The organism is Streptomyces sp. M41(2017), assembly GCF_002078175.1.
Lineage (GTDB): Bacteria > Actinomycetota > Actinomycetes > Streptomycetales > Streptomycetaceae > Streptomyces.
The window spans coordinates 2,017,590-2,042,979 of sequence record NZ_MWFK01000001.1; the positions used below are offsets into that span (position 1 = coordinate 2,017,590).

The 25,390-nt window shown below is 71.1% G+C and carries 20 protein-coding genes and 1 tRNA gene; 11 read left to right on the forward strand and 10 right to left on the reverse strand.

Annotated elements, in window-relative coordinates:
* Positions 1–2 precede the first annotated feature (2 nt).
* From efeB to B0675_RS08865, 4 genes are all read left to right on the forward strand, one after another.
* Positions 3–1,370 carry an iron uptake transporter deferrochelatase/peroxidase subunit gene (efeB, locus tag B0675_RS08850; protein WP_081218268.1) on the forward strand — a complete coding sequence of 456 codons (1,368 nt, stop codon included), beginning with the start codon at positions 3–5 and terminating at the stop codon, positions 1,368–1,370.
* A 222-nt stretch (positions 1,371–1,592) separates the two neighbouring features.
* On the forward strand, positions 1,593–2,528 hold the full coding sequence (gene pheA, locus B0675_RS08855) for a prephenate dehydratase (protein ID WP_081218269.1): 936 nt from the start codon (positions 1,593–1,595) through the stop codon (positions 2,526–2,528).
* A gap of 674 nt (positions 2,529–3,202) precedes the next feature.
* Positions 3,203–4,480, forward strand: a complete 1,278-nt coding sequence (serS, locus tag B0675_RS08860; protein WP_081218270.1) for a serine--tRNA ligase — start codon at positions 3,203–3,205, stop codon at positions 4,478–4,480.
* Positions 4,477–5,331: an HAD family hydrolase gene (locus B0675_RS08865; RefSeq protein WP_081218271.1), complete on the forward strand. Its 855-nt coding sequence runs from the start codon at positions 4,477–4,479 to the stop codon at positions 5,329–5,331. Before serS ends, B0675_RS08865 begins: the two co-directional genes overlap by 4 nt.
* A 110-nt stretch (positions 5,332–5,441) precedes the next feature.
* On the opposite strand, the gene B0675_RS08870 is transcribed toward B0675_RS08865, so the two are convergent.
* The 6 genes from B0675_RS08870 to B0675_RS08895 form a co-directional block, all read right to left on the reverse strand.
* Positions 5,442–5,528: transfer RNA gene (locus B0675_RS08870), tRNA-Ser, on the reverse strand.
* A gap of 273 nt (positions 5,529–5,801) precedes the next feature.
* Positions 5,802–6,065, reverse strand: a complete 264-nt coding sequence (locus B0675_RS08875; protein WP_081218272.1) for a hypothetical protein — start codon at positions 6,063–6,065, stop codon at positions 5,802–5,804.
* Between the two features lie 217 nt (positions 6,066–6,282).
* Positions 6,283–7,002 carry an ABC transporter permease gene (locus tag B0675_RS08880; protein ID WP_081218273.1) on the reverse strand — a complete coding sequence of 240 codons (720 nt, stop codon included), beginning with the start codon at positions 7,000–7,002 and terminating at the stop codon, positions 6,283–6,285.
* A 10-nt stretch (positions 7,003–7,012) separates the two neighbouring features.
* A complete protein-coding gene (locus B0675_RS08885) occupies positions 7,013–7,924 on the reverse strand; it encodes an ABC transporter ATP-binding protein (RefSeq protein WP_081218274.1) in 912 nt (303 codons plus the stop codon).
* Positions 7,921–8,826 carry an ABC transporter permease subunit gene (locus B0675_RS08890; RefSeq protein WP_081218275.1) on the reverse strand — a complete coding sequence of 302 codons (906 nt, stop codon included), beginning with the start codon at positions 8,824–8,826 and terminating at the stop codon, positions 7,921–7,923. Before B0675_RS08890 ends, B0675_RS08885 begins: the two co-directional genes overlap by 4 nt.
* A complete protein-coding gene (locus B0675_RS08895) occupies positions 8,816–9,832 on the reverse strand; it encodes an ABC transporter ATP-binding protein (protein ID WP_081218276.1) in 1,017 nt (338 codons plus the stop codon). The genes B0675_RS08890 and B0675_RS08895 overlap by 11 nt, the downstream gene beginning before the upstream one ends.
* Before the next feature lie 256 nt (positions 9,833–10,088).
* Between B0675_RS08895 and B0675_RS08900 the strand changes: the two genes are divergently transcribed.
* The 7 genes from B0675_RS08900 to B0675_RS08930 all read left to right on the forward strand — a co-directional run bounded on the left by B0675_RS08900 (position 10,089) and on the right by B0675_RS08930 (position 17,480).
* Positions 10,089–10,931, forward strand: a complete 843-nt coding sequence (locus B0675_RS08900) for a M24 family metallopeptidase (RefSeq protein ID WP_081218277.1) — start codon at positions 10,089–10,091, stop codon at positions 10,929–10,931.
* The gene (locus B0675_RS08905; protein WP_081218278.1) at positions 10,928–12,697 is read left to right on the forward strand and encodes an SDR family oxidoreductase; all 1,770 of its coding nucleotides are present in this window, start codon (positions 10,928–10,930) and stop codon (positions 12,695–12,697) included. The genes B0675_RS08900 and B0675_RS08905 overlap by 4 nt, the downstream gene beginning before the upstream one ends.
* Before the next feature lie 51 nt (positions 12,698–12,748).
* Positions 12,749–13,678: a metal-dependent hydrolase gene (locus tag B0675_RS08910; protein WP_081218279.1), complete on the forward strand. Its 930-nt coding sequence runs from the start codon at positions 12,749–12,751 to the stop codon at positions 13,676–13,678.
* Between the two features lie 63 nt (positions 13,679–13,741).
* Positions 13,742–14,686 (forward strand): MerR family transcriptional regulator, encoded by a 945-nt coding sequence (locus B0675_RS08915; RefSeq protein ID WP_081218280.1) that lies wholly within the window; start codon positions 13,742–13,744, stop codon positions 14,684–14,686.
* A 182-nt stretch (positions 14,687–14,868) separates the two neighbouring features.
* Positions 14,869–15,417 carry an RNA 2'-phosphotransferase gene (locus B0675_RS08920; RefSeq protein ID WP_081218281.1) on the forward strand — a complete coding sequence of 183 codons (549 nt, stop codon included), beginning with the start codon at positions 14,869–14,871 and terminating at the stop codon, positions 15,415–15,417.
* Positions 15,418–15,571: 154 nt separating this feature from the next.
* Positions 15,572–16,474: an LLM class flavin-dependent oxidoreductase gene (locus tag B0675_RS08925; RefSeq protein WP_081218282.1), complete on the forward strand. Its 903-nt coding sequence runs from the start codon at positions 15,572–15,574 to the stop codon at positions 16,472–16,474.
* A 136-nt stretch (positions 16,475–16,610) separates the two neighbouring features.
* Complete coding sequence (locus B0675_RS08930; RefSeq protein WP_081218283.1) at positions 16,611–17,480, forward strand: Cof-type HAD-IIB family hydrolase; 870 nt, start codon at positions 16,611–16,613, stop codon at positions 17,478–17,480.
* A 198-nt stretch (positions 17,481–17,678) separates the two neighbouring features.
* Here B0675_RS08930 and B0675_RS08935 read toward each other — a convergent pair whose 3' ends face one another.
* The 4 genes from B0675_RS08935 to cydB all read right to left on the reverse strand — a co-directional run bounded on the left by B0675_RS08935 (position 17,679) and on the right by cydB (position 25,372).
* A complete protein-coding gene (locus B0675_RS08935; RefSeq protein ID WP_081218284.1) occupies positions 17,679–18,722 on the reverse strand; it encodes a M23 family metallopeptidase in 1,044 nt (347 codons plus the stop codon).
* Positions 18,723–18,854: 132 nt separating this feature from the next.
* On the reverse strand, positions 18,855–20,450 hold the full coding sequence (locus B0675_RS08940; RefSeq protein WP_241539916.1) for a GAF domain-containing protein: 1,596 nt from the start codon (positions 20,448–20,450) through the stop codon (positions 18,855–18,857).
* Between the two features lie 316 nt (positions 20,451–20,766).
* Entirely contained in the window at positions 20,767–24,303 is a 3,537-nt protein-coding gene (gene cydD, locus B0675_RS08945) for a thiol reductant ABC exporter subunit CydD (RefSeq protein ID WP_081218286.1), read from the reverse strand.
* 61 nt (positions 24,304–24,364) lie between these two features.
* A complete protein-coding gene (gene cydB, locus B0675_RS08950; protein WP_081218287.1) occupies positions 24,365–25,372 on the reverse strand; it encodes a cytochrome d ubiquinol oxidase subunit II in 1,008 nt (335 codons plus the stop codon).
* Positions 25,373–25,390: the final 18 nt, after the last annotated feature.

Consider the following 25,390-nt stretch of genomic DNA (forward strand, 5'->3'; position numbering starts at 1 on the left):
CCATGGCTGACCAGTCCACTCCCGGGACGTCCTCCGGCGCCCGCGAGGACGCCTCCGCGAAGGACGACTCCCCGAAGACCTCCCGAGCGACGGCTCCGGAGGCTTCCGCCGGTCCCTCGGAGCCGGCGGCCTCGTCGGAGACCCGCTCGGCGGGAGTCATGTCGCGGCGCCGGCTGCTCGGAACCGCCGGTGCGACAGGGCTCGCCCTCGGCGCGGGCGGGGCAGCCGTGGGCTACGCCGCCGCCCCCTCCGCGGACAAGGCCGTTCCGCTGGCTTCGGTGGGCATGGACACGGTGATGTTTCACGGGAAACATCAGCCCGGCATCACCACCGCCCTCCAGGCGCGCGGCCATCTCGTCGCCTTCGACCTGGCGGCGGGCGCCGGCCGCCGGGAGGCCGCCGCCCTGCTGCGCCGCTGGTCGGCGACCGCGGAGCGGCTGATGGCGGGCGAGAGCGCGAGCCACGACGACACCGACGTCGCCCTCGACGCGGGCCCCTCGTCCCTGACCGTCACCTTCGGCTTCGGCCACAGCTTCTTCGCGCGTACGGGTCTGGAGAAGCAGCGCCCGGTCGCGCTGGACCCGCTGCCCGACTTCTCCTCCGACCGTCTCGACAAGGGGCGCAGCAACGGCGACCTGTGGGTGCAGATCGGGGCGAACGACGCCCTCGTCGCCTTCCACGCCCTGCGCGCCCTCCAGAAGGACGCGGGCAGCGCGGCACGGGTGCGCTGGCAGATGAACGGCTTCAACCGGTCCCCCGGCGCCACCGCGTCCCCCATGACCGCACGCAACCTGATGGGGCAGATCGACGGCACCCGCAATCCGAAGCCGTCCGAGCCCGACTTCGACGGGCGCGTCTTCGTGCCCGGCTCGGGCGACCCGGCCTGGATGGCGAACGGCTCGTACGCGGTCGTACGCCGGATCCGGATGCTGCTCGACGACTGGGAAAGGCTCTCGCGCAAGGCGCAGGAGGACGTCATCGGGCGGCGGAAGTCCACCGGGGCACCGCTCAGCGGCGGCACCGAGAAAACCGCGATGGACCTCGACAAGACCGACGCCGACGGGAACCTGGTCGTCCCCATCAACGCGCACGCCCGGATCACCCGGCCCGACCAGAACGGCGGTGCCACGATGCTGCGCCGTCCGTTCTCCTTCCACGACGGCATCGACGCGGACGGGGTGCCCGACGCCGGGCTGCTCTTCGTGTGCTGGCAGGCCGACCCGTTGCGCGGCTTCGTCCCCGTCCAGCGCAAGCTCGACCGTGGTGACGCCCTCTCCGACTTCGTCCGGCACGAGTCGAGCGGCCTGTTCGCGGTGCCGGGCGGAGCGGCGCGCGGGGAGTACGTGGGGCAGCGGCTCCTGGAAGGCTGAGCGACCCGGTCCGGTTGGCGTCCACCGGGCGCCCTGCACACCTACCGTCCGCCGGGCGTTCGGCACAGCAACGGTCGTCCGGTCGTCCGGTGCAGGTCCCGTCGGCCCGCCCACCCGGCACAGTTCCCCGCGTCCGGTCCGGCGGGCCGGGTGGATTCACCCCTGGGTGCCCTGTTTCCACAGGGGTGAGCCTCGTGGGACGAGGCCCATTAGGGTGACGGTATGTCGGCGACGCGCTACACCTATCTCGGCCCCGAGGGAACGTTCACCGAGGCCGCCCTCCGCACGCTTCCGGAGGCCGCGACGCGGGAGCTGGTGCCGATGGTGTCCGTGCCGGCCGCGCTCGACGCGGTGCGCGGCGGCCAGGCTGCCGGCGCGCTCGTCCCGATCGAGAACTCGGTGGAGGGCGGGGTCACCGCCACGCTCGACGAGCTGGCCAAGGGCGACCCGCTGATGATCTACCGCGAGGTCGTGCTGCCGATCGCCTTCGCCCTGCTGGTCAGGCCCGGCACCACGCTGAAGGACGTCAAGACGGTCACCGGGCACCCGGTCGCCCAGCCCCAGGTGCGCAACTGGCTGGGCGCACACCTCCCGGACGCCCTGTGGGAGTCGGCCGCGTCGAACGCCGACGGTGCCCGGCTGGTCCAGGAGGGCCGGTTCGACGCGGCCTTCGCGGGCGAGTTCGCAGCGGCGACGTACGGTCTCGAACCCCTGGTCACCGAGATCCACGACGCGGCGAACGCCGAGACCCGTTTCGTCCTGGTCGGCCGTGCGGCCAGGCCCGCTGCCCCGACCGGCGCCGACAAGACCTCCGTGGTCATCTGGCTCGGCGACGACCACCCCGGCGCCCTGCTCGAACTGCTCCAGGAATTCGCCGTGCGCGGCGTCAACCTGATGCGCATCGAATCCCGCCCCACCGGCCAGGGCATCGGCAATTACTGCTTCTCGGTGGACGCCGAGGGACATATCACCGACCGCCGGGTGGGAGAGGCGCTGATGGGCCTCAAGAGGATCTGCCCCCAGGTCCGCTTCCTGGGTTCGTACCCGCGTGCCGGCGTCGCACTGAAGGACGTCCGGCCTCTGCGGCCGGGGACCTCCGACAGCGAGTTCTCCGCCGCGTCGGACTGGCTGGCGCGCTGCCAGGACGGCCGTTCCTGACCGACGCGGACCGGCACATACCGTCCGGCCGGCAGCCCCCGGTTCGACCGCGGGACCGGCATGCCCCGGTGTCCCCGCACGTCGAGGGGCCTCCACGTCCTGACCGGCCGATCCACACCCGTCCGGGTTTCCCTCCCCGGTCCTACCTGCCTATTTTCGCCATCCACAGGAGTTATCCACAGGCGCGCTTCTCGACCTGGGGACAAGTCGACAACGAAGCACTACATCGTCGACAAATCGGCCTACAGCACGCAACTTCCTCCACAGGCCCACAGGTCACCCTTCGTCCACCCTTTTCCATTGATCAACTCTATGGAGCGAATCATTTACACCCGAAAGTGGGTGTACGGAGGGTTTGAACCGGGAATTCCTCATCCGCAGAAGTGGGCTCGGAATGATCAATTCCGGCATCCACAGATCTCCCACACAGCCTGTGGATAACTATCTCGACTCCCAGATTCCTGTGGACAACCGGATCCCAAGTCCCGCCTCCCGCAAGGAAATCCAGTCAACCGGCGCCCGGCCGCCTGCCCCGTTTCAGGGAGTAAGACCCTTTCATTGACGATGAGCGATGATCAAGAGATTCGGTCCGGCATTTCACCCATAACGTGACAGACCTCACGCGCCGGAATATCGAGTCGTTCGCCGGAAGCACGCACCGGTAGCCTTGTGGGGTGATTGACCTTCGCCTGCTCCGTGAGGACCCCGACCGTGTTCGCGCCTCCCAGCGCGCCCGTGGAGAGGATGTCGGCCTCGTCGACTCCCTTCTCTCCGCCGACGAGCGGCGCAGGTCGTCCGGCGTCCGCTTCGATGAGCTGCGTTCCGAGCAGAAGTCGCTCGGCAAGCTGATCCCCAAGGCCTCTCCCGAAGAGCGCGCCGAGCTGCTGAAGAAGGCCGAGCAGCTCAAGGCCGACGTCAAGGCGGCCGACGTCGAGCAGCACGAGGCCGACGAGGAGGCCAAGCGCCTCCTCCTCCAGCTCGGCAACGTGGTGCACCCCGACGTCCCGGTCGGCGGAGAGGAGGACTTCGTCGTCCTCGAGACGCACGGCACCATCCGCGACTTCGCCGCCGAGGGCTTCGAGCCCAAGGACCACCTGGAGCTCGGCGAGTCGCTGGGCGCCATCGACGTGGAGCGCGGCGCCAAGGTGTCCGGCTCGCGTTTCTACTACCTCACGGGTGTCGGCGCGCTCCTGGAGCTCGCCCTCGTCAACGCGGCGATCGCGCAGGCCACCGAGGCCGGCTTCGTCCCGATGCTGACCCCCGCGCTGGTCCGCCCGCGCGCCATGGAGGGCACCGGCTTCCTCGGCCAGGCCGCGGAGAACGTGTACCACCTGGAGAAGGACGACTACTACCTGGTCGGCACCTCCGAGGTCCCCCTCGCGGCGTACCACATGGACGAGATCCTCGACGCCGACCAGCTGCCGATGCGCTACGCCGGCTTCTCGCCGTGCTTCCGCCGCGAGGCCGGCACCTACGGCAAGGACACCCGCGGCATCTTCCGCGTGCACCAGTTCGACAAGGTCGAGATGTTCTCGTACGTCGACCCCGCGGACGCGGAGAACGAACACCGCCGTCTCCTCGACTGGGAGAAGCAGTGGCTGACCGGCCTCGAACTGCCCTTCCAGGTGATCGACGTGGCGAGCGGCGACCTCGGCTCCTCCGCCTCGCGCAAGTTCGACTGCGAGGCGTGGATCCCGACCCAGGGCAAGTACCGCGAGCTGACCTCGGCCTCGAACTGCGACGGCTTCCAGGCCCGGCGCCTGTCCGTCCGCATGCGTGACGGCAAGAAGGTCCAGCCGCTGTCGACGCTGAACGGCACGCTGTGTGCCGTGCCGCGCACCATCGTGGCGATCCTGGAGAACCACCAGCTCGCCGACGGATCGGTGCGGGTGCCCGAGGTGCTGCGCCCCTACCTGGGCGGCCGTGAGCTTCTGGAGCCGATCTCCAAGTGACCGGTACCACGGGGTCCACGGGCCCGTCCGAGACCACGGACGGGCGGACCTTCCCGTACAAGCTCGTCGCGACCGACCTCGACGGGACGCTGCTGCGTTCCGACGAGACGGTCTCGGCGCGTACGCGTGAGGCGCTCGCCGCGGTCACCGCGGCGGGCGCGGCGCACATCGTCGTCACCGGGCGCGCGGTGCCCTGGACGCGCCACATCCTCGACGACCTCGGCTACCGGGGTCTCGCGGTCTGCGGTCAGGGCGCCCAGGTGTACGACGCGGGGGAGCACCGCCTGCTCACCTCGGTGACGCTGGACCGGCAGCTCGCCGGTCTCGCGCTCGCCAAGATCGAGGCGGAGGTCGGCCCGCTGCTGCTCGCGGCGAGCCGTGACGGACTCGAGGGCGAGGTGCTCGTCGGCCCCGGCTACCGGGTGCAGGACGGGCCACTGCCGGTCGTGCCCATCAGGGACGCGGCGGACCTCTGGTCGGCGCCGCTGAACAAGGTGTACGTCCAGCACCCGACGCTCTCGGACGACGAACTCGCGGCCGTGGCCACCGAGGTCGCGGGCGGGCTGGTCGGCGTCACGATGGCGGGCGCGGGGATAGTGGAACTCCTCCCCCTCGGACTCTCCAAGGCGACGGGGCTGTCACTGGCGGCCCGCCGCCTCGGCGCGAAGGCCGTGGACACCATCGCCTTCGGCGACATGCCGAACGACATCCCGATGTTCGCGTGGGCCGCGCACAGCGTGGCCATGGCCAACGCCCACGCCGATCTCAAGGCGGTCGCGGACGAGGTGACGTCCACGAACGAGGAGGACGGCATCGCGGTCGTACTCGAGCGATTGCTGCCGCGGTCCTAGCGGATCCCGTGCGGTGCCGGCAGTCCGCGGTGACGACCGCGGGAGTCGCCATGCCTGACGAGTACTGTCACGACGTTCCGCGTGCGCGGTGCCGCACGCGGAACGTGTTGCGGAGGATGCGCGGATCGAACGCGCGCGGGGTTTCACCCCCGACCACGGCTTAGCAAGCCGGTGCCTTCCCACTCGGCCAATCCTCCGGGTGGGCGGCCCGCGCGACACGCGCGCTCGAAGCGGCCGCCCCGGGCAGCCCCCCGTGCGGAGCGGGTTCGACGGAGGGGTAACTACTCCGGAACCCGCCGCGGGCTGCCCTGTCGGGAGCTCGACGAACTGCTCCTGATGAACATCGTCGCGCTCCTCTCCCAGAGTGTGGCGCCGGACGGCTCCGGCGGTGGGGACACAACTACTGTGCCCGTCGGCCGACTTGGGCGCCACTGGTTAAAGGCCGTCGCCCGAGGGACCGACCGCGGGTCTCACCTGCGGCGCCATCTGCGCCGACGGCTCTTGCTGAAGAACCATCCCGCGGGCGGCTCGTCCGAACGCCACGGTTCCGGTTCGGGTCCCTCCGCGCGCCAGCGCGCGGCGAGCATACGGGCCCGCGCCGAGGGTTCCGCCGTCTCAGCGGCCCGGACGAAGCTCTCGTCGAGCACCAGGTCGTCCCACTGGTCACCGGCCGCGTCCCCGGGTCGGTCTCCGGCCTGATCGTGGCCGTCACCTCGCGGTTCCTCTGCTGCCATCCCCGTTCCTCCTGGCCGTACGTCCTCGTTCGCCCAGTCTGCCCGGACCGAGGTGAAGCCCCCGTCAAGAAGAACCGTGACGGAAAAGAGGCTCCCCGCGCGCGCGTGCCGTCGATCGGCGGCACGCGCGCGGGGAGCCTCTTTTCGCGGTTCGGCGCTCCGTTCCGGCGTTCAGCCGGTGCCGGGGACTCCGTCCTCCGCGGTCACAGCGGGTGGCTCACTCCTCGCCGGCCAGGGTCAGCGACCGCAGCCGCTGCCCGGCGTACCAGGTGGCGGCGACGGTGACCACGACCAGCAGGACGGTCGCGGTCGGCAGGCCGACGTCCGAGGTGACGAGGTCGCCTCCGGTCACCTTGTGGCCCACGGCGAGCGCCCACTGCTGGACGCTGAGGGTGCGCGCGCCGGAGACCAGTGAGCCGAACAGCGCCTCCCAGACGAGCGCGTAGACGAGTCCGAAGACCACGGCGTGCCGGGTCACGGTCCCGAGGAGCAGGAACATCGCGGCGTAGGCGATCGAGGCGACCAGCGCCGCGACGGTGTAGGCGACGGCGATCTGCTGGCCGTTGCCGTTGAGGATCATGCCCGCGATGAAGGTGGGCACCGCCGAGAACGCCATGGTGACGGCGATCGCGACGATCAGCTTGGTGAAGATGATCGTGGGCCGCTTCAGGGGCTTGGCCAGCAGGTACACCACCGAACCGTCGTCGATCTCGGGTCCGATGGCGCCCGTGCCGGCGATGACGCCGATGATCGGCACCATCGTGGCGAGCGCGAACCCGCCGAGCAGGTCAGAGGCCACCTGGTCGTCGGCACCGGAGAAGCTGCGGACAGCCACCGAGATGACGATGAGCAGGACAGGCAGGATGCCGAGGATGAGGGCCCGGCGGCGGCCGAGCAGGCCGCGGTAGGTGAGCCGGGCGACTGTGGGGTCGTACATCTTCGGCCTCCTACGCCGCGACAAGATACGAGAAGACGGATTCCAGGGACTCGTCGGACGGCGACACCGTCAGCAGCCGGATGCCGTGCTCGCGCGCGACCTTGGGCAGCAGGGCGGTGAAGCGGCCGAAGTCCACGGCCTGGATGCGCAGCGCGCCCTCGGCCAGGTCGACCTCGATGCCGGACGTCGACGGGTCGGCGATCAGTGCGGCGGCCAGCAGACGGTCGTCGCTGGAGCGGATGAGGTAGCGGTGCGGGCGGTCGGTCATCAGGCGGCGGATCCGCCGAAAGTCGCCGCTCGCCGCGTGCCGTCCGGCGACGATCACCTCGATGTGGGAGGCGAGTTGCTCGACCTCTTCGAGGATGTGGGACGAGAACAGCACCGTGCGGCCCTCGTCGCCCATGCGGCGCAGCAGGTCCATGAGCTGCATGCGCTGACGCGGGTCCATGCCGTTGAACGGTTCGTCGAGCAGCAGCAGCGACGGGTCGTGGACCAGCGCGGACGCCATCTTCACGCGCTGCCGCATGCCCTTGGAGTATGTGGAGATCTTGCGGTCCTGGGCGTACTCCATCTCGACGGTGGCGAGCGCCCGCTGGGCGGACTTCGCGCCGAGGCCGTGCAGTTCGGCGTTGGCGACGACGAACTCGCGTCCGGAGAGGAAGTCGTACATCGCCTCGCGTTCGGGGACGATGCCGATGTGCCGGTAGATGTCCTCGTTGCGCCAGGTCGGGCGGCCGTCGAGCGTGACGGTGCCCGTCGACGGAGCGAGGAAGCCGCCCATCATGTTGATGAGGGTGGACTTGCCGGCTCCGTTCGGGCCGAGCAGGCCGGTGACGCCGGGGCCGATCGTCATCGTGATGTCGTTGACCGCCACCACGTTGCCGAACCAGCGTGAGACGTGGTCGATGTTGAGGGTGGTCACAGCCCGACCTTTCGGTAGCGGCGCATCAGGATGCCGTAGCAGCCGGCGATGAGACCCAGGACGACGACGAGGTAGACGACGCCCTGGCCGGACGAGGGGCCCACCTCGCCGGGGAAGGCGGAGGAGGCGCCCAGGAAGGCCGTCTGCACGCCGTCGATGAGCGTGATGGGCGAGAAGAGCCCGAGCCAGGGGACGGCCCCGCTGCTGGACTGCTCGAAGGCGATGGCCTGGACGGTGGAGACCGCTCCGTAGGAGATGGTCAGCGCGGCGATGACGGCCGCGATGCCGAAGCCGCGGCGCGGGGTGACGGCCGAGATGACCAGTCCGATGCCGGCGAAGAGCAGCGAGAGCAGCGCCACGGAGACCAGCCCCTGTCCGAAGCCCTTCGTCTGGTCGGCGAAGTCGAGCTTGGCGAGCAGCGCGCCGACGTAGAGCACGATCAGCGGGGCGGCCGTGAGGATGAACAGGGCCGAGGCGAGCGCCGCGTACTTCGCGCGGACGTAGTCGGCGGTCTCGATGGGGCGCGAGAAGTACAGCGGCACGGTCTTGAAGCGCAGGTCGCGGGAGACGGCCTGGGGGCCCTGCGAGGCGACGTACAGGCCGATGACCGCCTGCATGATCACCGCGTAGCGCGTGTAGTCGACGGGGAGGTCCTTCGCCTTCGTGGCGACCGCGACGGCCACCATGATCAGGGCGGGGACGCAGATCACCACGAAGAGCAGCATCGGCAGGACCTTGGACTTGACCGAGCGGCCGAGTCCGTAGGCGCCGCGCAGGGACTGCGAGTAGAGGGACCGGCGGGCGTAGGCGCGGCCGAGGCGCGGGCCGTCGTAGTTGCGATAGCCGATGTTGTGGATGCGGGACTGCTCACCGGGCTGGGTGAGGGGCTGCTCAACTGCCATGGCCGACCGCCTCCTTCCGCTGGTCGTCGCCGGTGCGCGGCTGCGTGCCCGCCGCGCGCTCGTCCTTGGTGCGCTGTTCGTCGCTGTCGTTGAAGACCTCGGCGATGTGGTGCCTGCGCTGTTCCATCCGCACCAGGCCCAGGCCCAGGTCGGCGACCAGGTCGCGGACGAGGTCGTAGGTGTCCTCGCTCTCGGTGGTCAGCAGCAGGATGTGTCCGGCGCCCGGCAGGCCGCTGCCGTCGTGCGTCTCGATCCCGCGCGCGTGGAGCGCCTCGCGGACCGCGCGGGTGCCGTCCGGGTGCTCGTCGTTGTCGGTGACCTCGATGGCGAGGGTCGTGGTCGTCTGGGTGAAGTCCGTGGTGGAGCTGGAGCGCAGCAGCTTGCCGCCGTCGACGACCACGACGTGGTCGCAGGTGCGTTCCAGTTCGCCCAGCAGGTGCGAGGTGACCAGGACCGAGATGCCGAAGTCCGTGTGGATGCGGCGGATCAGTCCGAGCATGTCGTCGCGGCCGACCGGGTCGAGGCCGTTGGTCGGTTCGTCCAGGAAGACCAGCTGGGGGTCGTGGACGAGGGCCTGCGCGAGTTTCACGCGCTGCTTCATGCCCGTGGAGTAGCCCCCGATGGGGCGGTACCTCTCCTCGTAGAGCCCGACGTGGCGCAGGGTGTCCGCGGTGCGCTCGCGGGCCGCGGCCGGCGGGAGCCCGGACATGCGCGCCATGTGGACGACGAACTCGGTGGCCGAGACGTCGGGCGGCAGGCAGTCGTGCTCGGGCATGTACCCGACCCGCTCACGGATGGCGGCGCCTTCGGTGGCGACGTCGAGGCCGAGCACGCGTGCGTGGCCCTCGGTGGCGGGGGACAGACCCAGCAGGATCTTGATCAGTGTGGACTTGCCGGCTCCATTGGCTCCGACGAGTCCGGTCACACCGGGCCCGACGTCCACGGAGAGCCGGTCAAGCGCGGTCACCCGGGGGAACCGCTTGCTCAGGCTTTCGGTCGCGATCACAGTCACGATTCGAAGGTAGTGGCGCAGACCACAGGGGTCGTCAACCCGTGGAGGTGGATCCGTGTCAGCCTCCAGGCGTACGGGTCCTTAGGGGTCCCCCTGAGGTACACCTACCGCGCGCCGGTTGTCCACATCCGTCCGGTTGTCCACAGGCGGGGCACCCGTCTATTGACGTGGCCTCTAACAACTGTCACATTCACCAGTGTCAAGTTACGGGCACGTACCGCAGTCGGTGTGGACAGGGTGGGGCGGTGGCATGACGACGGCAGTGGCAGGCGAACTCTCCGTGGAGCTGCGGGGGTTCAGAGAGGTGCAGCGGCTCGCCTACGAGTGCGCGGAGGCGGTCGCGGCCCAGCTGAAGCCCGGCGTCACCGAGCGCGAGGCGGCGCGGATGCAGCGGGTCTGGCTGCGCGAGCGCGGGGTGCGGGACTGGTTCCATCTGCCCTTCGCCTGGTTCGGCGACCGCACGGCGTTCGTCGGTTTCCGGGTCCCGCTCCAGTTCTTCCCGACCAACCGCCGGCTGGAGCCGGGGATGCCCTTCATCCTCGACATGGCTCCGGTGTACAAGGGCTGCACGGCGGACATCGGCTACTCGGGCTCGCTCGGGCTGAACCCGGTGCAGGACAGACTGCTCGCCGACCTTGAGGCGCACCGGGAGCTGATCCTGCGCGAGGTCCGCGAGCGGCGGCCGCTGCGCGAGATCTACGAGGACGTGGACCGCCTCATGGTCCGCCAGGGGTATGCCAACCGGCACCGCGCGTATCCGTTCGGCGTGATCGCGCACAAGGTGGACCGGGTGCGGGAGCGGCCCTGGTCGCCGCGCCTGTTCGGGTTCGGCACGCAGTCCCTCAAGGGGCTGGCGAGCGACGCGCTGCACGGGCACCGGGACGGCTGGTCTCCCCTGTGGTCGCCCTACACCTTCTCCGACCACCCGCCCCACCCGGGGCTGTGGGCGGTCGAACCGCACCTCGGGTTCCGGGGTACGGGCGCGAAGTTCGAGGAGATCCTGGTCGTCACCGACTCCAGGGACCCCGAGCAGAGCGCGTTCTGGCTCGACGACGATCTGCCGCACGTGCGGCGCTGGACGGAGGACACGTGAGTCTCGTGGGCGCGCGCGAGCGCTGGGTGCGGACGGGCGGAATCGAGCTGTGCGTCGCCGAACTGGGTGACGACAGGCAGCCGACGGTCGTGCTCGTGCACGGCTATCCGGACTCCAAGGAGGTGTGGTCCGAGGTGGCCGTCCGGCTCGCCGACCGCTTCCACGTCGTGCTGTACGACGTCCGGGGCCACGGCCGTTCGACGGCGCCGCAGCCGCTGCGGGGCGGGTTCACGCTGGAGAAGCTGACGGACGACTTCCTGGCGGTCGTCGACGCGGTCAGCCCCGACGAACCGGTGCACCTGGTGGGCCACGACTGGGGTTCGGTGCAGTCCTGGGAGTTCGTCACCGTCGCACGCACCGAGGGCCGGATCGCGTCCTTCACGTCGATGTCCGGGCCCTCCCTCGACCACTTCGGCCACTGGATCAAGCAGCGGATGAAGCGGCCCACGCCCCGCAGGGCGGCCCAGCTCGTCGGCCAGGGAGCCAAGTCCTGGTACGTGTACATGCTGCACACTCCGGTACTGCCGGAGCTGGCCTGGCGCGGTCCCCTGGGCAGGCGCTGGCCGAAGATCCTGGAGCGGGTCGAGAAGGTGCCGGCGGGCGACTACCCGACGGCGTCGCTGCCCACCGACGCGGCGCACGGCGCATGGCTGTACCGCGACAACGTACGGCCCCGGCTCAGCCGCCCCCGCGACGACGCGTACGCGCACGCGCCCGTGCAGCTCATCACGCCTCTCGGGGACGCCTTCCTCTCCGAGCGCCTCTACGACGGGCTGGAGGAGTGGGCTCCGCGGCTGGTGCGCCGCACGATCCCGGCCAAGCACTGGGTTCCGCGCACGCGCCCCGACCAACTGAGCGCATGGATCACCGAGTTCGTGACGGCCAACGAGGGGCGCGATGCGGGGATACCCGCGCCCGCGACCGTCGCCGGCGGCCGGTACGCCGAGCGGTTCGGCGGCCAGCTGGTGCTGGTCACCGGGGCGGGCAGCGGCATCGGCCGGGCCACGGCGTTCGCCTTCGCGGAGGCCGGTGCCCGGGTGGTGGCCGTCGACCGGGACGCGGAGAGCGCGGCCCGCACGGCGGAGATGTCCCGGCTGATCGGCTCTCCCGCGGCCTGGGCCGAGACCGTCGACGTCTCGGACGAGCAGGCCATGGAGAAGCTCGCCGAGAAGGTCGCCACGGAGTACGGCGTGGTGGACGTGCTGGTGAACAACGCCGGCGTCGGACTCTCCGGCTCCTTCTTCGACACCACTCCGGAGGAGTGGAAGAAGGTCCTCGACGTCAACCTGTGGGGCGTCATCCACGGCTGCCGCCTCTTCGGCAAGCAGATGGCCGACCGCGGACAGGGCGGTCACATCGTCAACACCGCGTCGGCGGCGGCGTTCCAGCCCTCGAAGGCGCTGCCCGCGTACAGCACCTCCAAGGCCGCCGTCCTGATGCTGAGCGAATGTCTGCGGGCCGAGCTGGCCGGCCAGGGCATCGGCGTCTCGGCGATCTGTCCCGGCCTGGTCAACACCAACATCACGGCGACCACACGCTTCGCGGGAGTCGACGCGGCCGAGGAGAAGCGGCGCCAGAAGCGGTCGACGCGGCTGTACGGACTGCGCAACTACCCGCCGGAGAAGGTCGCCGACGCGATCCTGCGCGCGGTGGTGCGCGACGAAGCGGTGGTTCCGGTCACTCCGGAGGCGCGCGGCGCCCACCTGCTGCACCGCTTCGCGCCCCGGGCCCTGCGCGCGATCGCCCGGCTGGAGCCTCCGCTGTGACCGGCCGCGCGCCCGGAGACGGCTCGACGGCTCCTTCAGAGGGGAGGGTCCATGGACAGACCGGCCGGTAGCCACGGGGACGAGGGGCGCCACGCGATCGCCCCGCGGCGGGTGTCCTTCGACTGGGAGGACACCCCGCTGCACTGGATCCCGGACGAGCCCACCGCGACCCACGTGATCAACGTGCTGCATCTGCTGCTGCCCGCGGGGGAGCGGTGGTTCGTGAAGGTCTTCAAGGAGGCGCTGCCCCTGGTCCGCGACCCCGAACTCCTCAAGGACGTGAAGGGGTTCATGGGCCAGGAGGCGACGCACAGCGTGCAGCACGCGTACGTCCTCGACCACCTCGCCGCCCAGCGGCTCGACACCGCCGACTTCACGAAGTACGTCGACTTCCTCTTCGAGAAGCTGCTCGGCGACGAGCCGCCCCGCGGGGTTCCGATCCCGGCAGAGGAGTGGCTGCGGTTCCGGCTCTCGGTGATCGCGGCGATCGAGCAGTTCACGGCGGTGCTGGGCGACTGGGTGCTGGCGGCGGAGGGACTCGACCTCGCCGACGCCGACGAGGTCATGCTGGACCTGCTGCGCTGGCACGGCGCGGAGGAGGTCGAACACCGCGCCGTCGCCTTCGACATGTACCAGCACTGCGGCGGCGAGGGTGCCGCGCGGTACGCCCGCCGGCTCGCCGGCATGGCCGTCACCGCGCCGATGATGCTGTACCTGTGGGGCTGGGGCGCCGCCTACCTCATCCGCCGAGACCCCCGGCTGGCCGGGCGCCTGCGCTACTCCCTCGCCGAGCACAACAGAGCGGTCCGCAAGGGTTTGCTGCCCACCTGGCGGGAGCTCGGCGCGGCCGTGCCGCGCTATCTGCGGCGGTCCTATCACCCGTCGCGGGAGGGCTCACTGCGCAGGGCGGTGGAGTACCTCGCACAGTCCCCGGCCGCACGCTCGGCGCTGGGCGCGATGACCCGGGCGGCGACGGCGTAGGACCCGGCGGGGTGGACAGGCGAGAGGCGGCGGGGGAGACACGTACGGCGGGAGGGCGGAGAGATGAGTGAGGAGCCGGGCGGGGCGGCGTACCGCATAGAGGACCTGGCGCACCGCAGCGGAGCCACGGTCCGTACGATCCGCGCCTACCAGGACCGGGGGCTGCTCCCCCGCCCCGAGCGGCGCGGCCGCGCCAACGTGTACGCGAACGCCCATCTGGCCAGACTGCGGCAGATAGCCGACCTCCTCGACCGCGGCTACACGCTCGCGTCGATCAAGGAGCTTCTGGAGGCGTGGGACGCGGGGCGGGGACTCGGCGGTGTCCTCGGGCTGGTCGCGGAGGTCGACGGACCGTGGACCGACGAGGAGGCCGCGCGGATCTCCCGGGCGGAGCTGGACGAACGGTTCGGTGGACGTCACGACGACGCGGCAGTGGCGGACGCGGTGGAACTCGGCGTCCTGGAACCGGTTGCGGGGGACGAGGACAGCTTCCTCGTGCCGAGCCCCCAAGAGCTCTCCGCCGCAGCGGAGTTGCACAAGGCAGGTGTCCCGCTGTCGGCGATCTCCTCCCACCTGAGGGAGTTGAGGGGACAGGTCGAGCACATCGCCTCCCGTTTCCTGGAGTTCACCACCGAGCACGTCTTCGCGCGCTACCTGGGGGAGCATCCGCCGAGTGACACGGAAGCCGCCGAAGCCGCCTCGCTCGTCCGACGGCTGCGACCGCTCGCCCAGCAGACGGTGGACGCCGAACTGGCGCGGGCCATGCGGACGTTCGCCACACGCCACCTGCGGCAGCACCTGGCCAAGGAAGAACCTCCGGAGCAGCGGAAGGAAATGCGTGCGGTGGAGATACCGGTCGGCACAATGCGCGCTGTGGAGAGGCTCGTTGGCGCGGAGCAGGCGGCCGAATTCATCACGGCCGCCACCGAACGAGAGCTGCACGCACGCTCCTTGGACCGACTGACCGCAAATCACATTAATGACAGCATTATTGACGAAACGCCATAAAAGACGGGCCTGTTGTCCACAGAACGATCAATCCCCCTGTGGATAACAGGACTTGGTTGTGGATCAAACCTCAGAGCCAAAATCACCTGCGTGATCCGCCTCTCGCCAGGCACGCTGGACGCATGAAGGAACAGAACGAGGAGCGGTCCGCTGATCCGACGGTCGGACCAGCGGATGAACCGATGGACGCCAGACGCACCGTGAAGGTGTCCAAGTACTTGTCGAAGCACCTGCGGCACCAGCCCGAGCGGATCGGTCTCGCCCTCGGCGAGGGCGGCTGGATCGAGATCGACACCCTGATCGCCGCCGCGGCCGCGCACGGCTTCCGGTTCACGCGCGACGAACTCGACCATGTGGTGGCCCACAACGACAAGCGGCGCTTCGCCGTGGAAGGCACCCGGATCAGGGCCAGCCAGGGCCACTCCGTGGAGGTCGACCTCGGCCTGCCCGAGGCGACACCGCCCGCGTACCTCTACCACGGGACCGTCTCCCGCACCCTGGACGCGATCCGTGCCGAGGGCCTGCGGCCCATGAACCGGCACGCCGTGCACCTCTCCGCCGACCGGGAGACCGCCACCCGCGTAGGCGCCCGCCGCGGTCGGCCCGTCGTCCTCTCCGTGGACGCCGCCGCCATGCGCCGCGACGGCCACGTCTTCCACGTCAGCGCCAACGGTGTGTGGCTGACCGAGGCCGTGCCCCCGCGCTACCTGCGGTTTCCCGGCCCGCACTGAGACCGGCACCTCGGGGACCGCGCCCTGCGCGACAGGGAGACGCCGTCCCCGGGATGCGAACCCGCCGGATACCGGCACGACACGGACCGCCGTGCGGGGCGGCCTCCCCGGGTCCGGGTCCGCGGTCACGTCCCGTTCCGCTTAGGCTCGATTCATGAGTCTGCGTCTGAGCACCGTGATCCTGCCCCACGTCCGCTGGCACGAAGGCGGCCGTGCCACCTGGCAGCGCGCGGAGCAGCTCGGCTTCCACACCGCGTTCACCTACGACCACCTGTCCTGGCGGACGTTCCGCGAGGGCCCGTGGTTCGGAGCCCTCCCGACGCTGACGGCCGCCGCGGGTGTCACCGAGCGGCTGCGGCTCGGCACCCTGGTGACATCACCGAACTTCCGCCACCCGGTCCCCCTCGCCAAGGAACTGATCTCCCTCGACGACATCTCGGACGGCCGGATCACCCTGGGCATCGGCGCGGGAGGGTCCGGCTTCGACGCCACCGCGCTCGGCCAGGACCCCTGGACCCCCCGGGAGCGCGCCGACCGCTTCGGTGAATTCGTCCCGCTGCTCGACCGCCTCCTCACCGAGGACTCCGTCTCCTACAGCGGCAACTTCTACTCGGCGCACGAGGCGTACGACATCCCCGGGTGCGTCCAGCGCCCCCGGCTGCCCTTCGCGGTGGGGGCCACCGGGCCCCGCGGGCTGAAGCTCGCCGCCCGCCACGGCCAGGCCTGGGTGACCACGGGCGACCCCAAGCTGTACGAGACGGGCACCCCGGACCAGTCGGTTCAAGCCATTCGCGGACAGATCGACAAGCTGGCCGACGCGTGCGCCGGAATCGGCCGGGACGTGGCGGAGCTCGACAAGATCCTGCTGACCGGCTTCACCCCCGACCGGGCCCGACCGCTGGAGTCCGTCGACGCGTTCGTCGACTTCGCGGGGCGGCATGCCGCGCTGGGCTTCACCGACCTCGTGATCCACTGGCCGATCCCCGACTCGGACTTCGCCGCCGACCAGAAGATCTTCGAGCGGATCGCCATGGAAGCGGTCGCACAGCTCCCCTGAGGCCCGTCGCAGCGCTCCCGCCCCCGTCGCGCCGTGCACGGTCCCGACGGGCTGTAACCGCCCTGGTGAGGACGGTAACCACTCAAGTGTGCGGACCGCCGCACGACCGTGCGCGCATATGCGGGAGAATGGGCGCGTGACCTCAGCGACTCGCCGGCCCGAGACTCCGGCCTCCACCGTCCCGACCCGGCTGATCGCCACGGACCTCGACGGCACCTTGTTGCACGACGACAAGACGGTGTCGGCCCGCACGATCGCCGCCCTCGCCGCCGCCGAACAGGCCGGCATCGAGGTCTTCTTCGTCACCGGCCGCCCGGCCCGGTGGATGGACGTCGTCAGCGACCACGTCCACGGGCACGGCCTGGCGATCTGCGGCAACGGCGCCGCCGTGGTGGACCTGCACGGCGGCCCCGGCGCCCACCGATTCGTGAAGGTCCGTGAACTGGCCCCGGACATCGCCCTCGACGTCATCCAGCTCCTGCGCGCCGCCGCGCCCGGCACGGTGTGCGCCGTCGAGCGGACGTTCGGCCTCCATCTCGAACCGGGCTATCCCCTGATGCACATGGAGCCCCCGGAGATCGTCTCGCCCGCCGAGAAGCTCCTCGCGAAGGACGCGCTCGACGCCGACCAGCCCGTGCTGAAGGTGCTGACGTTCCACCCGGAGATGGACCCGGACGACTTCCTCACCGTCGCCCGCACCGCCATCGGCAGCCGGGCCAACGTGACCCGGTCGAGCCCCAGCGCACTCCTGGAGATCAGCGGCCCCGGCGTCTCCAAGGCCAGCACCCTCGAACTGTGCTGCGCCGAGCGCGGGATCGCCCCCGAAGAGGTCGCCGCCTTCGGTGACATGCCGAACGACGTCGAGATGCTCACCTGGGCCGGGCGCTCGTACGCGATGGGCAACGCCCACCCCGCCGCCGTCGCCGCCGCCTCCGGCCGCACCGCCCCGAACAACGAGGACGGCGTGGCGATCGTGATCGAGCGGATCCTGGCGGAGCGGCTGTAGCCCTCCTCCGCCGGCCGCGGGTTCCGGCGCCGGTCGGTCGCCGCCGACACCGAGCGGCGCGCCGCGGCAGCGCGGCTTGACGTCCTTGCCGGCGCGGGGCGCGGGGCGCCTGGCGCGGGCCGCGGCGCTCGGCTTCGGCGAGGGCGGTCCTGTCGGACGGGCGGCGCCAGGGCCGCCGCCTGCCGGAGTCCGGTGGACCTACACGACCACCCCGTGCTCGGCCAGCCACGGCACGGGGTCGACCGCCGAGCCCATCTCCGGGGTCACCCGCACCTCGAAGTGCAGGTGCGGGCCGGTCGAGTTGCCGGTCGTGCCGGACTGAGCGATCCACTGGCCGACCGCCACCTGCTGGCCCTGGTCGACGGTCACCGCGGCGAGGTGCGCGTACTGCGTGTAGTAGCCGCCCGGGTGCTCGATCACGATCTCGATGCCGAAGGCTCCGCCGCAGGTCACCTTCACCACCCGGCCCGCCCCGGCCGCGCGCACCGGCGTGCCGATGGGGACGGCGAAGTCCTGCCCGGTGTGACGGTTCGCCCAGCGGTCGCCCCCGCTGCCGAAGCCCGCTGACAGTTCGTACGTCTCCACCGGTGTGACCCACGCACGGGTCGAGTCCGGCGCCGGCTGGTCGAGCCGGACCGCGCCCCGGCAGGCCCCCGCGGCCACCGAGGCGTCCGCCTGGCTCTGCAGGGTCGACCGTGCCTCCTCCAGCTTCGCCTGGATGGCCCCCTTCATCCTGGCGAGTTCGCCCGTCCGTTTCTCCAGCGCCTGCCACGCCGACCGCGCCTTCTCCTCGTCGGCGGCGAGCCGTTCCTCCGCACGCCTGCTCTTTCCGACGGAGTTTCCGACGGCCAGGTCGGCCCGCCAGATGGCACGCTGACCGCGCATCAGGTCGTCGGGATCCTTCGCGAGGAGGATCTGCGCGGTGTAGGGGAGGTCGCCACCCTGCCGGTACTGGGCGCGTGCGATCCGGCCCAGGTCCTCGTGCAGCACCGCGATCTCCTGCCGCTCCCGCGTCAGCAGCTCTTCGGCCCGCTCCGCCCGGCCGCGCTGCGCCTCCGCGTCGAGCCGCCCCGCCTCGTACTGCCGCGTCGCCACGGCGGCGTCCTCGTACAGCCGCGCCACCTGCGCGCTGACACCCGGTTCCGCGCCGTCGCCCTCGGCCACCGCCGGACGGGCCACGACCATCGCGGCCGCGCACAACAGCGCGGGGACGAGCAGGGGATGGCGACGAGGAGAGCGCATGGAAGCGATCGTGTCCCGCCCCGCCGGACCCGGCCTGTTCTAGGGGTGCACCCGGGGGACGGACCGTCACCAATGGCTCAGCGACGGGGTGGCACGGGAGTCCATCGCAACGCCCCCTGTGCGTAAGGGCGATCAGTGCGGCACCTGCCACACCACCGTCGTACCGCCCCCGTTCTCACCCAGCCCGGGCCCGTACCAACTCGCACCGCCCAGCGACTCGGCGCGCCGCTTGAGGTTCCTCAGGCCACTGCGCCGGCCGCCCTCGGGGATGCCTACGCCGTCGTCCGCGACCGAGAGGCGCACCGCGGGTCTCCCGTCCGGCAGCACGACGTTCGCGTCGACCGTGACATCGATGCGAGACGCCCCTGCGTGCCGGAAGGCGTTGGACAGGGCTTCGCGCAGGGCGGCGATGAGGTTCTTGCCGGTGAGTTCGCCGACCACGGTGTCGACGGCGCCGACGAAGCGGTGGCCGGGCTTGAAGCCAAGGGGGACGGCGGCCATGTTGATCTCGCGCAGGACGCGGGTGCGCAGGCCCGACGGCACCTCGGCGGGACCCTGCTGGAGGGCGAAGATGGCGGTGCGGATCTCCTGGATGGTGATGTCGAGTTCGTCGACCGCCTTGCCCACGCCCCGCTGCACCTCGGGCACGTTCGACCGGCGCTGCGCGCTCTCCAGCATCAGCCCGGTGGCGAACAGCCGCTGGATGACGAGGTCGTGCAGGTCACGGGCGATCCGGTCGCGGTCCTCGTAGACCGCGAGCCGTTCCCGGTCGCGCTGCGCCTCGGCCATCATCAGCGCGAGGGCGGCCTGGGAGGCGAACTGCGCGGCGAGGGTCCGTTCCGACTCGGAGAACGGGCGCTCCCCGCGGCCCCGGGGGGTGACGAGGGCACCGACGACCCTGCCGCCGCTCTGCAGGGGGAGCAGCATCGCCGGCCCGTAGGCACGGGCGAGATCCGTCAGCATGCGCGGATCGGTGGCCGCGTCCTCGACGAACACCGGCTCGCCCTCGCGGAGTTCCGCGACCACCTGGCTCTCCGGCGGGACGACCACGCCGAGAGCCTTCGAGGGGTGCTCCGAGGCGACGGCGACGATCTCCAGGCCGCCGTCCTCGGCCGGCAGCAGCACGATCCCGGCGGCGGATCCGGAAAGCCGGCGTGCCTGTTCGGCGACGACCTGCAAGGCGTCCTCGGCATCGCCGCCGGCCAGCAGCGCGGTGGTCACGGCGACCGAGCCGTCGATCCAGCGCTCGCGCTGCTTGGCCGCCTCGTAGAGCCGGGCGTTGCCGATGGCGATCCCGGCCTCCGTCGCCAGCACCCGGACCATGTTGAGGTCGTCGTCCCCGAAGGCACCACCGCCGCGCTTCTCCGCCAGGTAGAGATTGCCGAAGATCTCCCCCTGCACGGTGATCGGCACCCCGAGGAAGCTGCGCATCGGGGGATGGTCGGCGGGGAAACCGCACGAGCGCGGGTCCTCCGCCAGATTCGTGAGGCGGACGGGATCGGGGTCGTGGACGAGCGCTCCCAGTAGTCCCTTGTGGCCGTCGGGGAGCCGTCCGATGCGCTGCGCGGTCCCGTGGTCGACGCCGTGGAAGACGAAGTCGGTGAGTCCGTGGCCGGTCTCCGACACGACGCCGATGGCCGCGTAGCGCGCGTCCGTGAGGTCGGCGGCGGTCTCGCAGATCCGGTCCAGCGTGGAGTGGAGTTCCAGTCCCGACCCGACCGACCGCATCGCCTCCAGCAACCGCGGCACCCGGGCGGCCAGCTCGGTGTCCGGGCCACCGGGGCCGGAGCCGGACCCGGCTGTCCAGCCCGGCACGCCGGTGCCGTCGTCCGGAGCGGGAGAAGCGGAAGCTGCTGACATGCTCCGAGCCTAGTTAGTCCCATTTGCCAGGGAAAGTCGGCCCCGGGCGGCGGCGTTGTCCAGGATCACCCGGGAGCGTCCCGGACCGCCCGGAGTCGGCGGTGGCTCGGCAGCGCGTCACCCTCCCGGCAGGGGGAGGAAGTAGGCGCCCTTCCCGAGCCGCCCCCGACAGCCCGGGGCGCGGTCACCTCACCACCGCACCCACCAGCAGATCTCCGGCGGTCTCCCGCTCCACCATCTCCCGCAGCGGTCCCTCGACGGCCGACAGGTCCGCGAAGGGCCCGCGCTGGACCACCGCGCCGTCCGCGAGCACGATCACCTCGTCCACCGCGTCGAGCCCGGCGAGCCGGTGTGTGATCAGCAGTGTCGTACGGCCCTCGGTCGCGGCCAGCAGATCGGCGGTGAGCGCGTCGGCCGTCGCCAGGTCGAGATGTTCCGCCGGTTCGTCGAGAACGAGGACGGGGAAGTCGGCGAGGAGCGCGCGGGCGAGCGCGAGCCGCTGGCGCTGGCCACCGGACAACCGCGCCCCGTGCTCCCCGATCAGCGTGTCCAGGCCGTCCGGCAGTCCGTCCACCCAGTCGATGAGCCGGGCCCGCCCGAGGGCGTCGCGCAGTCCGGCCTCGGTCGCGTCCTTGCGGGCGAGGAGCAGGTTCTCGCGCACGGTGCTGTCGAAGAGATGCGCGTCCTGCGCGCACAGTCCGACGAGGCGCCGCACAGAGTCCCCGTCCATGCCGTACGCGTCCACGCCGCCCAATGTGTACGTCCCCCCTTCCGCGTCCAGGAACCGCAGCAGCACCTGGGCGAGCGTCGTCTTGCCCGCCCCGGAGGTACCGACCACGGCGATCCTGCGGCCCTCGTCCAGGGTCAGATCGAGACCGGCCAGCGCGTCCCGGTGCTGTCCGGCGTGGCGCGCTCGCACCCGTTCCAGCCGCAGCGGGAAGGGCGAGGCGGGCGCCTGTCGCGGCTGCTCCGGTTCCCGTACGGGATCAGGGGCGTCCAGCACCTCGTACACGCGCTCCGCGCTCTTGTGCACCCGTTGCCGGTACTGCACGGCGAGCGGCAGCCCCATGACGGCTTCGAAAGCGGCCAGCGGGGTGAGGACGACGACGGCCATCAGGACGCCGTCCAGCCGTCCGGCGGCGACGGCCTGGGCGCCGACAAGCGCGGTGGCCGCGACGGTCAGGCCGCAGACGAGCGCGGTGAGTCCGTCGCCGAGGGCGGTCGCGGTCGCGGCCCGCGAGGAGATCCGCGTCAGGACACCGTCGGCCCGCCGGGTTTCGGCGGTGCGGGCGGGCAGGGCGCCCGCGACGGTCAGCTCGGCGGTACCCGTGAGCAGGTCGGTCACCTGCGTCGCCAGCGCTCCGCGGGCGGGAGCCAGCCGTCGCTCGGCGCGGCGTGCCACGGCGCCGGTCACCAGGGGCACACCGGCGCCGGCCGCCAGCAGCCCCACGGCGAGAGCCGCTGCGGCCTCGGGCAGCAGCCAGGCGGTGAAACCGACGGATACGGCGGACACCATGACCGCCGCTCCGGCGGGCAGCAGCCAGCGCAGCCAGTAGTCCTGCAGCGCGTCGACATCGGCGACGAGCCGCGACAGCAGGTCGCCCCGCCGGGTGGTGCGGAGCCCGGCGGGCGCGAGACGTTCCAGGCGCCGGTAGACGGCGACCCGGGTGTCCGCCAGCATCCGCAGCACGGCGTCGTGGGACACGAGCCGCTCCGCGTAACGGAACACCGCCCGCCCGATGCCGAACGCCCGGGTGGCGGTGACCGCCACCATCAGATAGAGCACCGGCGGGTGCTCGGAGGCCCGCGAGATGAGCCACCCGGAGGTCGCCATCAGACCGACGGCGCTTCCCAGCGCGAGGCTGCCCAGGAGCAGGGCGAGCGCGAGCGGCCCCCGTCGGGGAGCGGCCATGGCCCGGACGCGGGCGAGGACGCCACCCTGACTGCTCGGCACCGGCGTGGTCCCGTCTCCGGCCGCCCCGACAGGAGCAGTCGGTTCGATGCCCCGGGCCGCCTGCACGCCGGCCCCGAGGAGGGCGAGGTCCGTGGCCGAGTCGGTGACCAGCCCCGCGAGCCGGTTGTCCTCGGGCGGCGCGGCCTCCAGACGGATCACGCGGTCCGCGACCGCGAGCAGGGCCGGCCGGTGCACCACCAGGAGTACCGTGCGCCCGACGGCGAGACGCCGAACCGTCTCGACGACCTCCGCCTCCGTCGCTCCGTCGAGCGAGGCGGTCGGCTCGTCGAGGAGCAGCAGGGGCCGGTCCGCGAGGAACGCCCGGGCCAGCGCGAGGCGTTGGCGTTGTCCGGCCGACAGGCCGGCGCCGTCCTCGCCGAGAAGGGTGTCCGCACCGTCCGGGAGCGCGTCGACGAATCCGGCCGCGCCCGCATCGACGAGAGCCTCGCGTACCGCCGCGTCGTCCGCGTCGGGGCGGGCCAGCCGTACGTTCTCCGCGATGGAACCCGCGTACAGATGCGGTCGTTGCGGCACCCAGGCGATCCGGGAGCGCCACTCCGTCAGGTCCGCCGCGGAGAGATCGACTCCCCCGGCTCGCACCCGGCCCGCGGTGGGCTCCACGAACCCGAGCAGGACGTTCAGCAACGTCGACTTGCCCACGCCGCTGGGTCCGACGAGGGCGACCGTCTCACCGGGCGCGACGGTGAAGGAGACGTCCGAGACCGCGTTCGTGGAGCGTCCCGGGAACCGCACGGTCACACCCTCGAAGCCGATCTCCCCCGCCGGTGCGTGCAGCGATCCGACGGCCGGCGCGGGGGTCTCCAGTACCGCGAAGATCTCCTCCGCGGCGGCGAGCCCCTCGGCGGCGGCGTGGTACTGGGCCCCCACCTGGCGCAGCGGCAGATACGCCTCGGGCGCCAGGACGAGGATGACGATCCCCACGTACAGGTCCATCTCGCCGTGGACGAGCCGCATACCGATGGTCACGGCGACGAGGGCGACCGAGATGGTGGCGAGCAGTTCCAGGGCGAAGGAGGAGAGGAAGGCGATCCGCAGCGTCCGCATGGTCGCCTGCCGGTACTCGCCGGTGATCTTCCGGATCGACTCGGCCTGCGCCTTGGCCCGGCCGAAGACCTTCAGTGTCGGCAGTCCGGCGACGACGTCCAGGAAGTGCCCGGAGAGACGCGACAGCATGCGCCACTGGCGGTCCATCTGCGCACGGGTGGCCCAGCCGATCAGGACCATGAAAAGGGGGATCAGGGGAAGCGTGCCGACGATGATCACCGCCGACACCCAGTCCTCGGTGACGATGCGCGCCAGCACCGCGACGGGGACGACCACCGCGAGTCCGAGTTGCGGCAGGTAGCGCGAGAAGTAGTCGTCGAGGGCGTCGACTCCCCGCGTGGCGAGGGCGACCAGCGAACCCGTCCGTTGGCCGCTGAGCCACCCCGGGCCGAGAAGTGCGGCGCGTTCCAGCAGCCGCCCCCTCAGCTCGGACTTGACCGCGGCACTCGCCCGGTGAGCGGCCAGCTCGGTGAGCCAGGCCACCACGCCCCGCCCGATCGCGACCGCCACCAACAGCACGATCGGCGAACGGAGTTCGGTCGCCGACAAGCCGTGCTGGAAGGCGCCCACCACGACTTCGGCGATGAGCATCGCCTGGGCGATGACCAGCGCCGCTCCGACGGCACCCAGCACCACGACCGCCAGCAGGAAGAGGCGGGTGGCTCGGGCGTAACGGAGCAGACGCGGATCGATTGGTTTCACGTGAAACACACCCTTGGCTCATCAGGCATGTTTCACGTGAAACACGCCCACTACGTCGGACTCAGTGCGACACATCCGCGGCGATGTGGTGCGTACCGATGCGCTTGCGGAACACCCAGTAGGTCCAGCTCTGATAGAGCAGGACGATCGGCGTGGCGATGCCGGCACACCAGGTCATGATCTTGAGGGTGTACGGGCTCGACGACGCGTTGGCGACCGTGAGGCTCCAGTCGTCATTGAGCGAGGACGGCATGACGTTCGGGAAGAGCGTCAGGAAGAGCATCGCGACAGCAGCCACGATGGTGACTCCCGAGAGCATGAACGCCCATCCCTCCCGGCCCGCGTTGACCGCCACCAGCGCCGCGACGAGTGCGACAACAGCGACGATCAGCGCGGCCAGCGATCCGCCGTCACCGTTGTCGGCCTGGGTCCAGAGCAGGAAGGCCAGCGCCAACAGCGCCGTGACCAGGCCGAGTTGCATGGCCAGCTTGCGGGCCCGCTCACGGATGTCACCCACCGTCTTCAGTCCCACGAACACCGTGCCGTGGAAGGTGAACAGGGTCAGGGTGACCAGGCCGCCGAGAATCGCGTACGGATTGAGCAGATCCCAGAAGTTGCCCACGTACTCGAAGTTCCGGTCGATCTTGACCCCGCGCACGATGTTGCCGAACGCCACACCCCACAGGAGCGCCGGGATCAGCGAGGTCCAGAAGATCGCGGTCTCCCAGTTGCGCTGCCAGTGCTCCTCGGGCCGCTTCGCCCGGTACTCGAAGGCGACACCGCGCACGATCAGGCAGACCAGGATGATCAGCAGCGGCAGGTAGAAGCCGGAGAAGAGGGTGGCGTACCACTCCGGGAAGGCCGCGAAGGTCGCGCCGCCCGCCGTGAGCAGCCACACCTCGTTGCCGTCCCACACGGGACCGATCGTGTTGATCAGCACCCGCTTCTCGGTACGGTTCCGGGCCAGCAGCTTCGTGAGGATGCCGACTCCGAAGTCGAAGCCCTCCAGGAAGAAGTAGCCGGTCCACAGGACCGCGATGAGGACGAACCAGACGTCGTGAAGTTCCATGACTCAGCAGCTCCCTGG

Bases quoted from the DNA above. Each gene is read 5' to 3' on its own strand.
- efeB (WP_081218268.1), top strand. From the start codon at position 3: ATGGCTGACCAGTCCACTCCCGGGACGTCCTCCGGCGCCCGCGAGGAC.
- pheA (WP_081218269.1), top strand. From the start codon at position 1,593: ATGTCGGCGACGCGCTACACCTATCTCGGCCCCGAGGGAACGTTCACC.
- B0675_RS08875 (WP_081218272.1), bottom strand. From the start codon at position 6,065: ATGGCAGCAGAGGAACCGCGAGGTGACGGCCACGATCAGGCCGGAGAC.
- B0675_RS08880 (WP_081218273.1), bottom strand. From the start codon at position 7,002: ATGTACGACCCCACAGTCGCCCGGCTCACCTACCGCGGCCTGCTCGGC.
- B0675_RS08890 (WP_081218275.1), bottom strand. From the start codon at position 8,826: ATGGCAGTTGAGCAGCCCCTCACCCAGCCCGGTGAGCAGTCCCGCATC.
- B0675_RS08900 (WP_081218277.1), top strand. From the start codon at position 10,089: ATGACGACGGCAGTGGCAGGCGAACTCTCCGTGGAGCTGCGGGGGTTC.
- B0675_RS08910 (WP_081218279.1), top strand. From the start codon at position 12,749: ATGGACAGACCGGCCGGTAGCCACGGGGACGAGGGGCGCCACGCGATC.
- B0675_RS08915 (WP_081218280.1), top strand. From the start codon at position 13,742: ATGAGTGAGGAGCCGGGCGGGGCGGCGTACCGCATAGAGGACCTGGCG.
- B0675_RS08920 (WP_081218281.1), top strand. From the start codon at position 14,869: ATGGACGCCAGACGCACCGTGAAGGTGTCCAAGTACTTGTCGAAGCAC.
- B0675_RS08925 (WP_081218282.1), top strand. From the start codon at position 15,572: ATGAGTCTGCGTCTGAGCACCGTGATCCTGCCCCACGTCCGCTGGCAC.
- B0675_RS08935 (WP_081218284.1), bottom strand. From the start codon at position 18,722: ATGCGCTCTCCTCGTCGCCATCCCCTGCTCGTCCCCGCGCTGTTGTGC.
- B0675_RS08940 (WP_241539916.1), bottom strand. From the start codon at position 20,450: ATGCGGTCGGTCGGGTCGGGACTGGAACTCCACTCCACGCTGGACCGG.
- cydB (WP_081218287.1), bottom strand. From the start codon at position 25,372: ATGGAACTTCACGACGTCTGGTTCGTCCTCATCGCGGTCCTGTGGACC.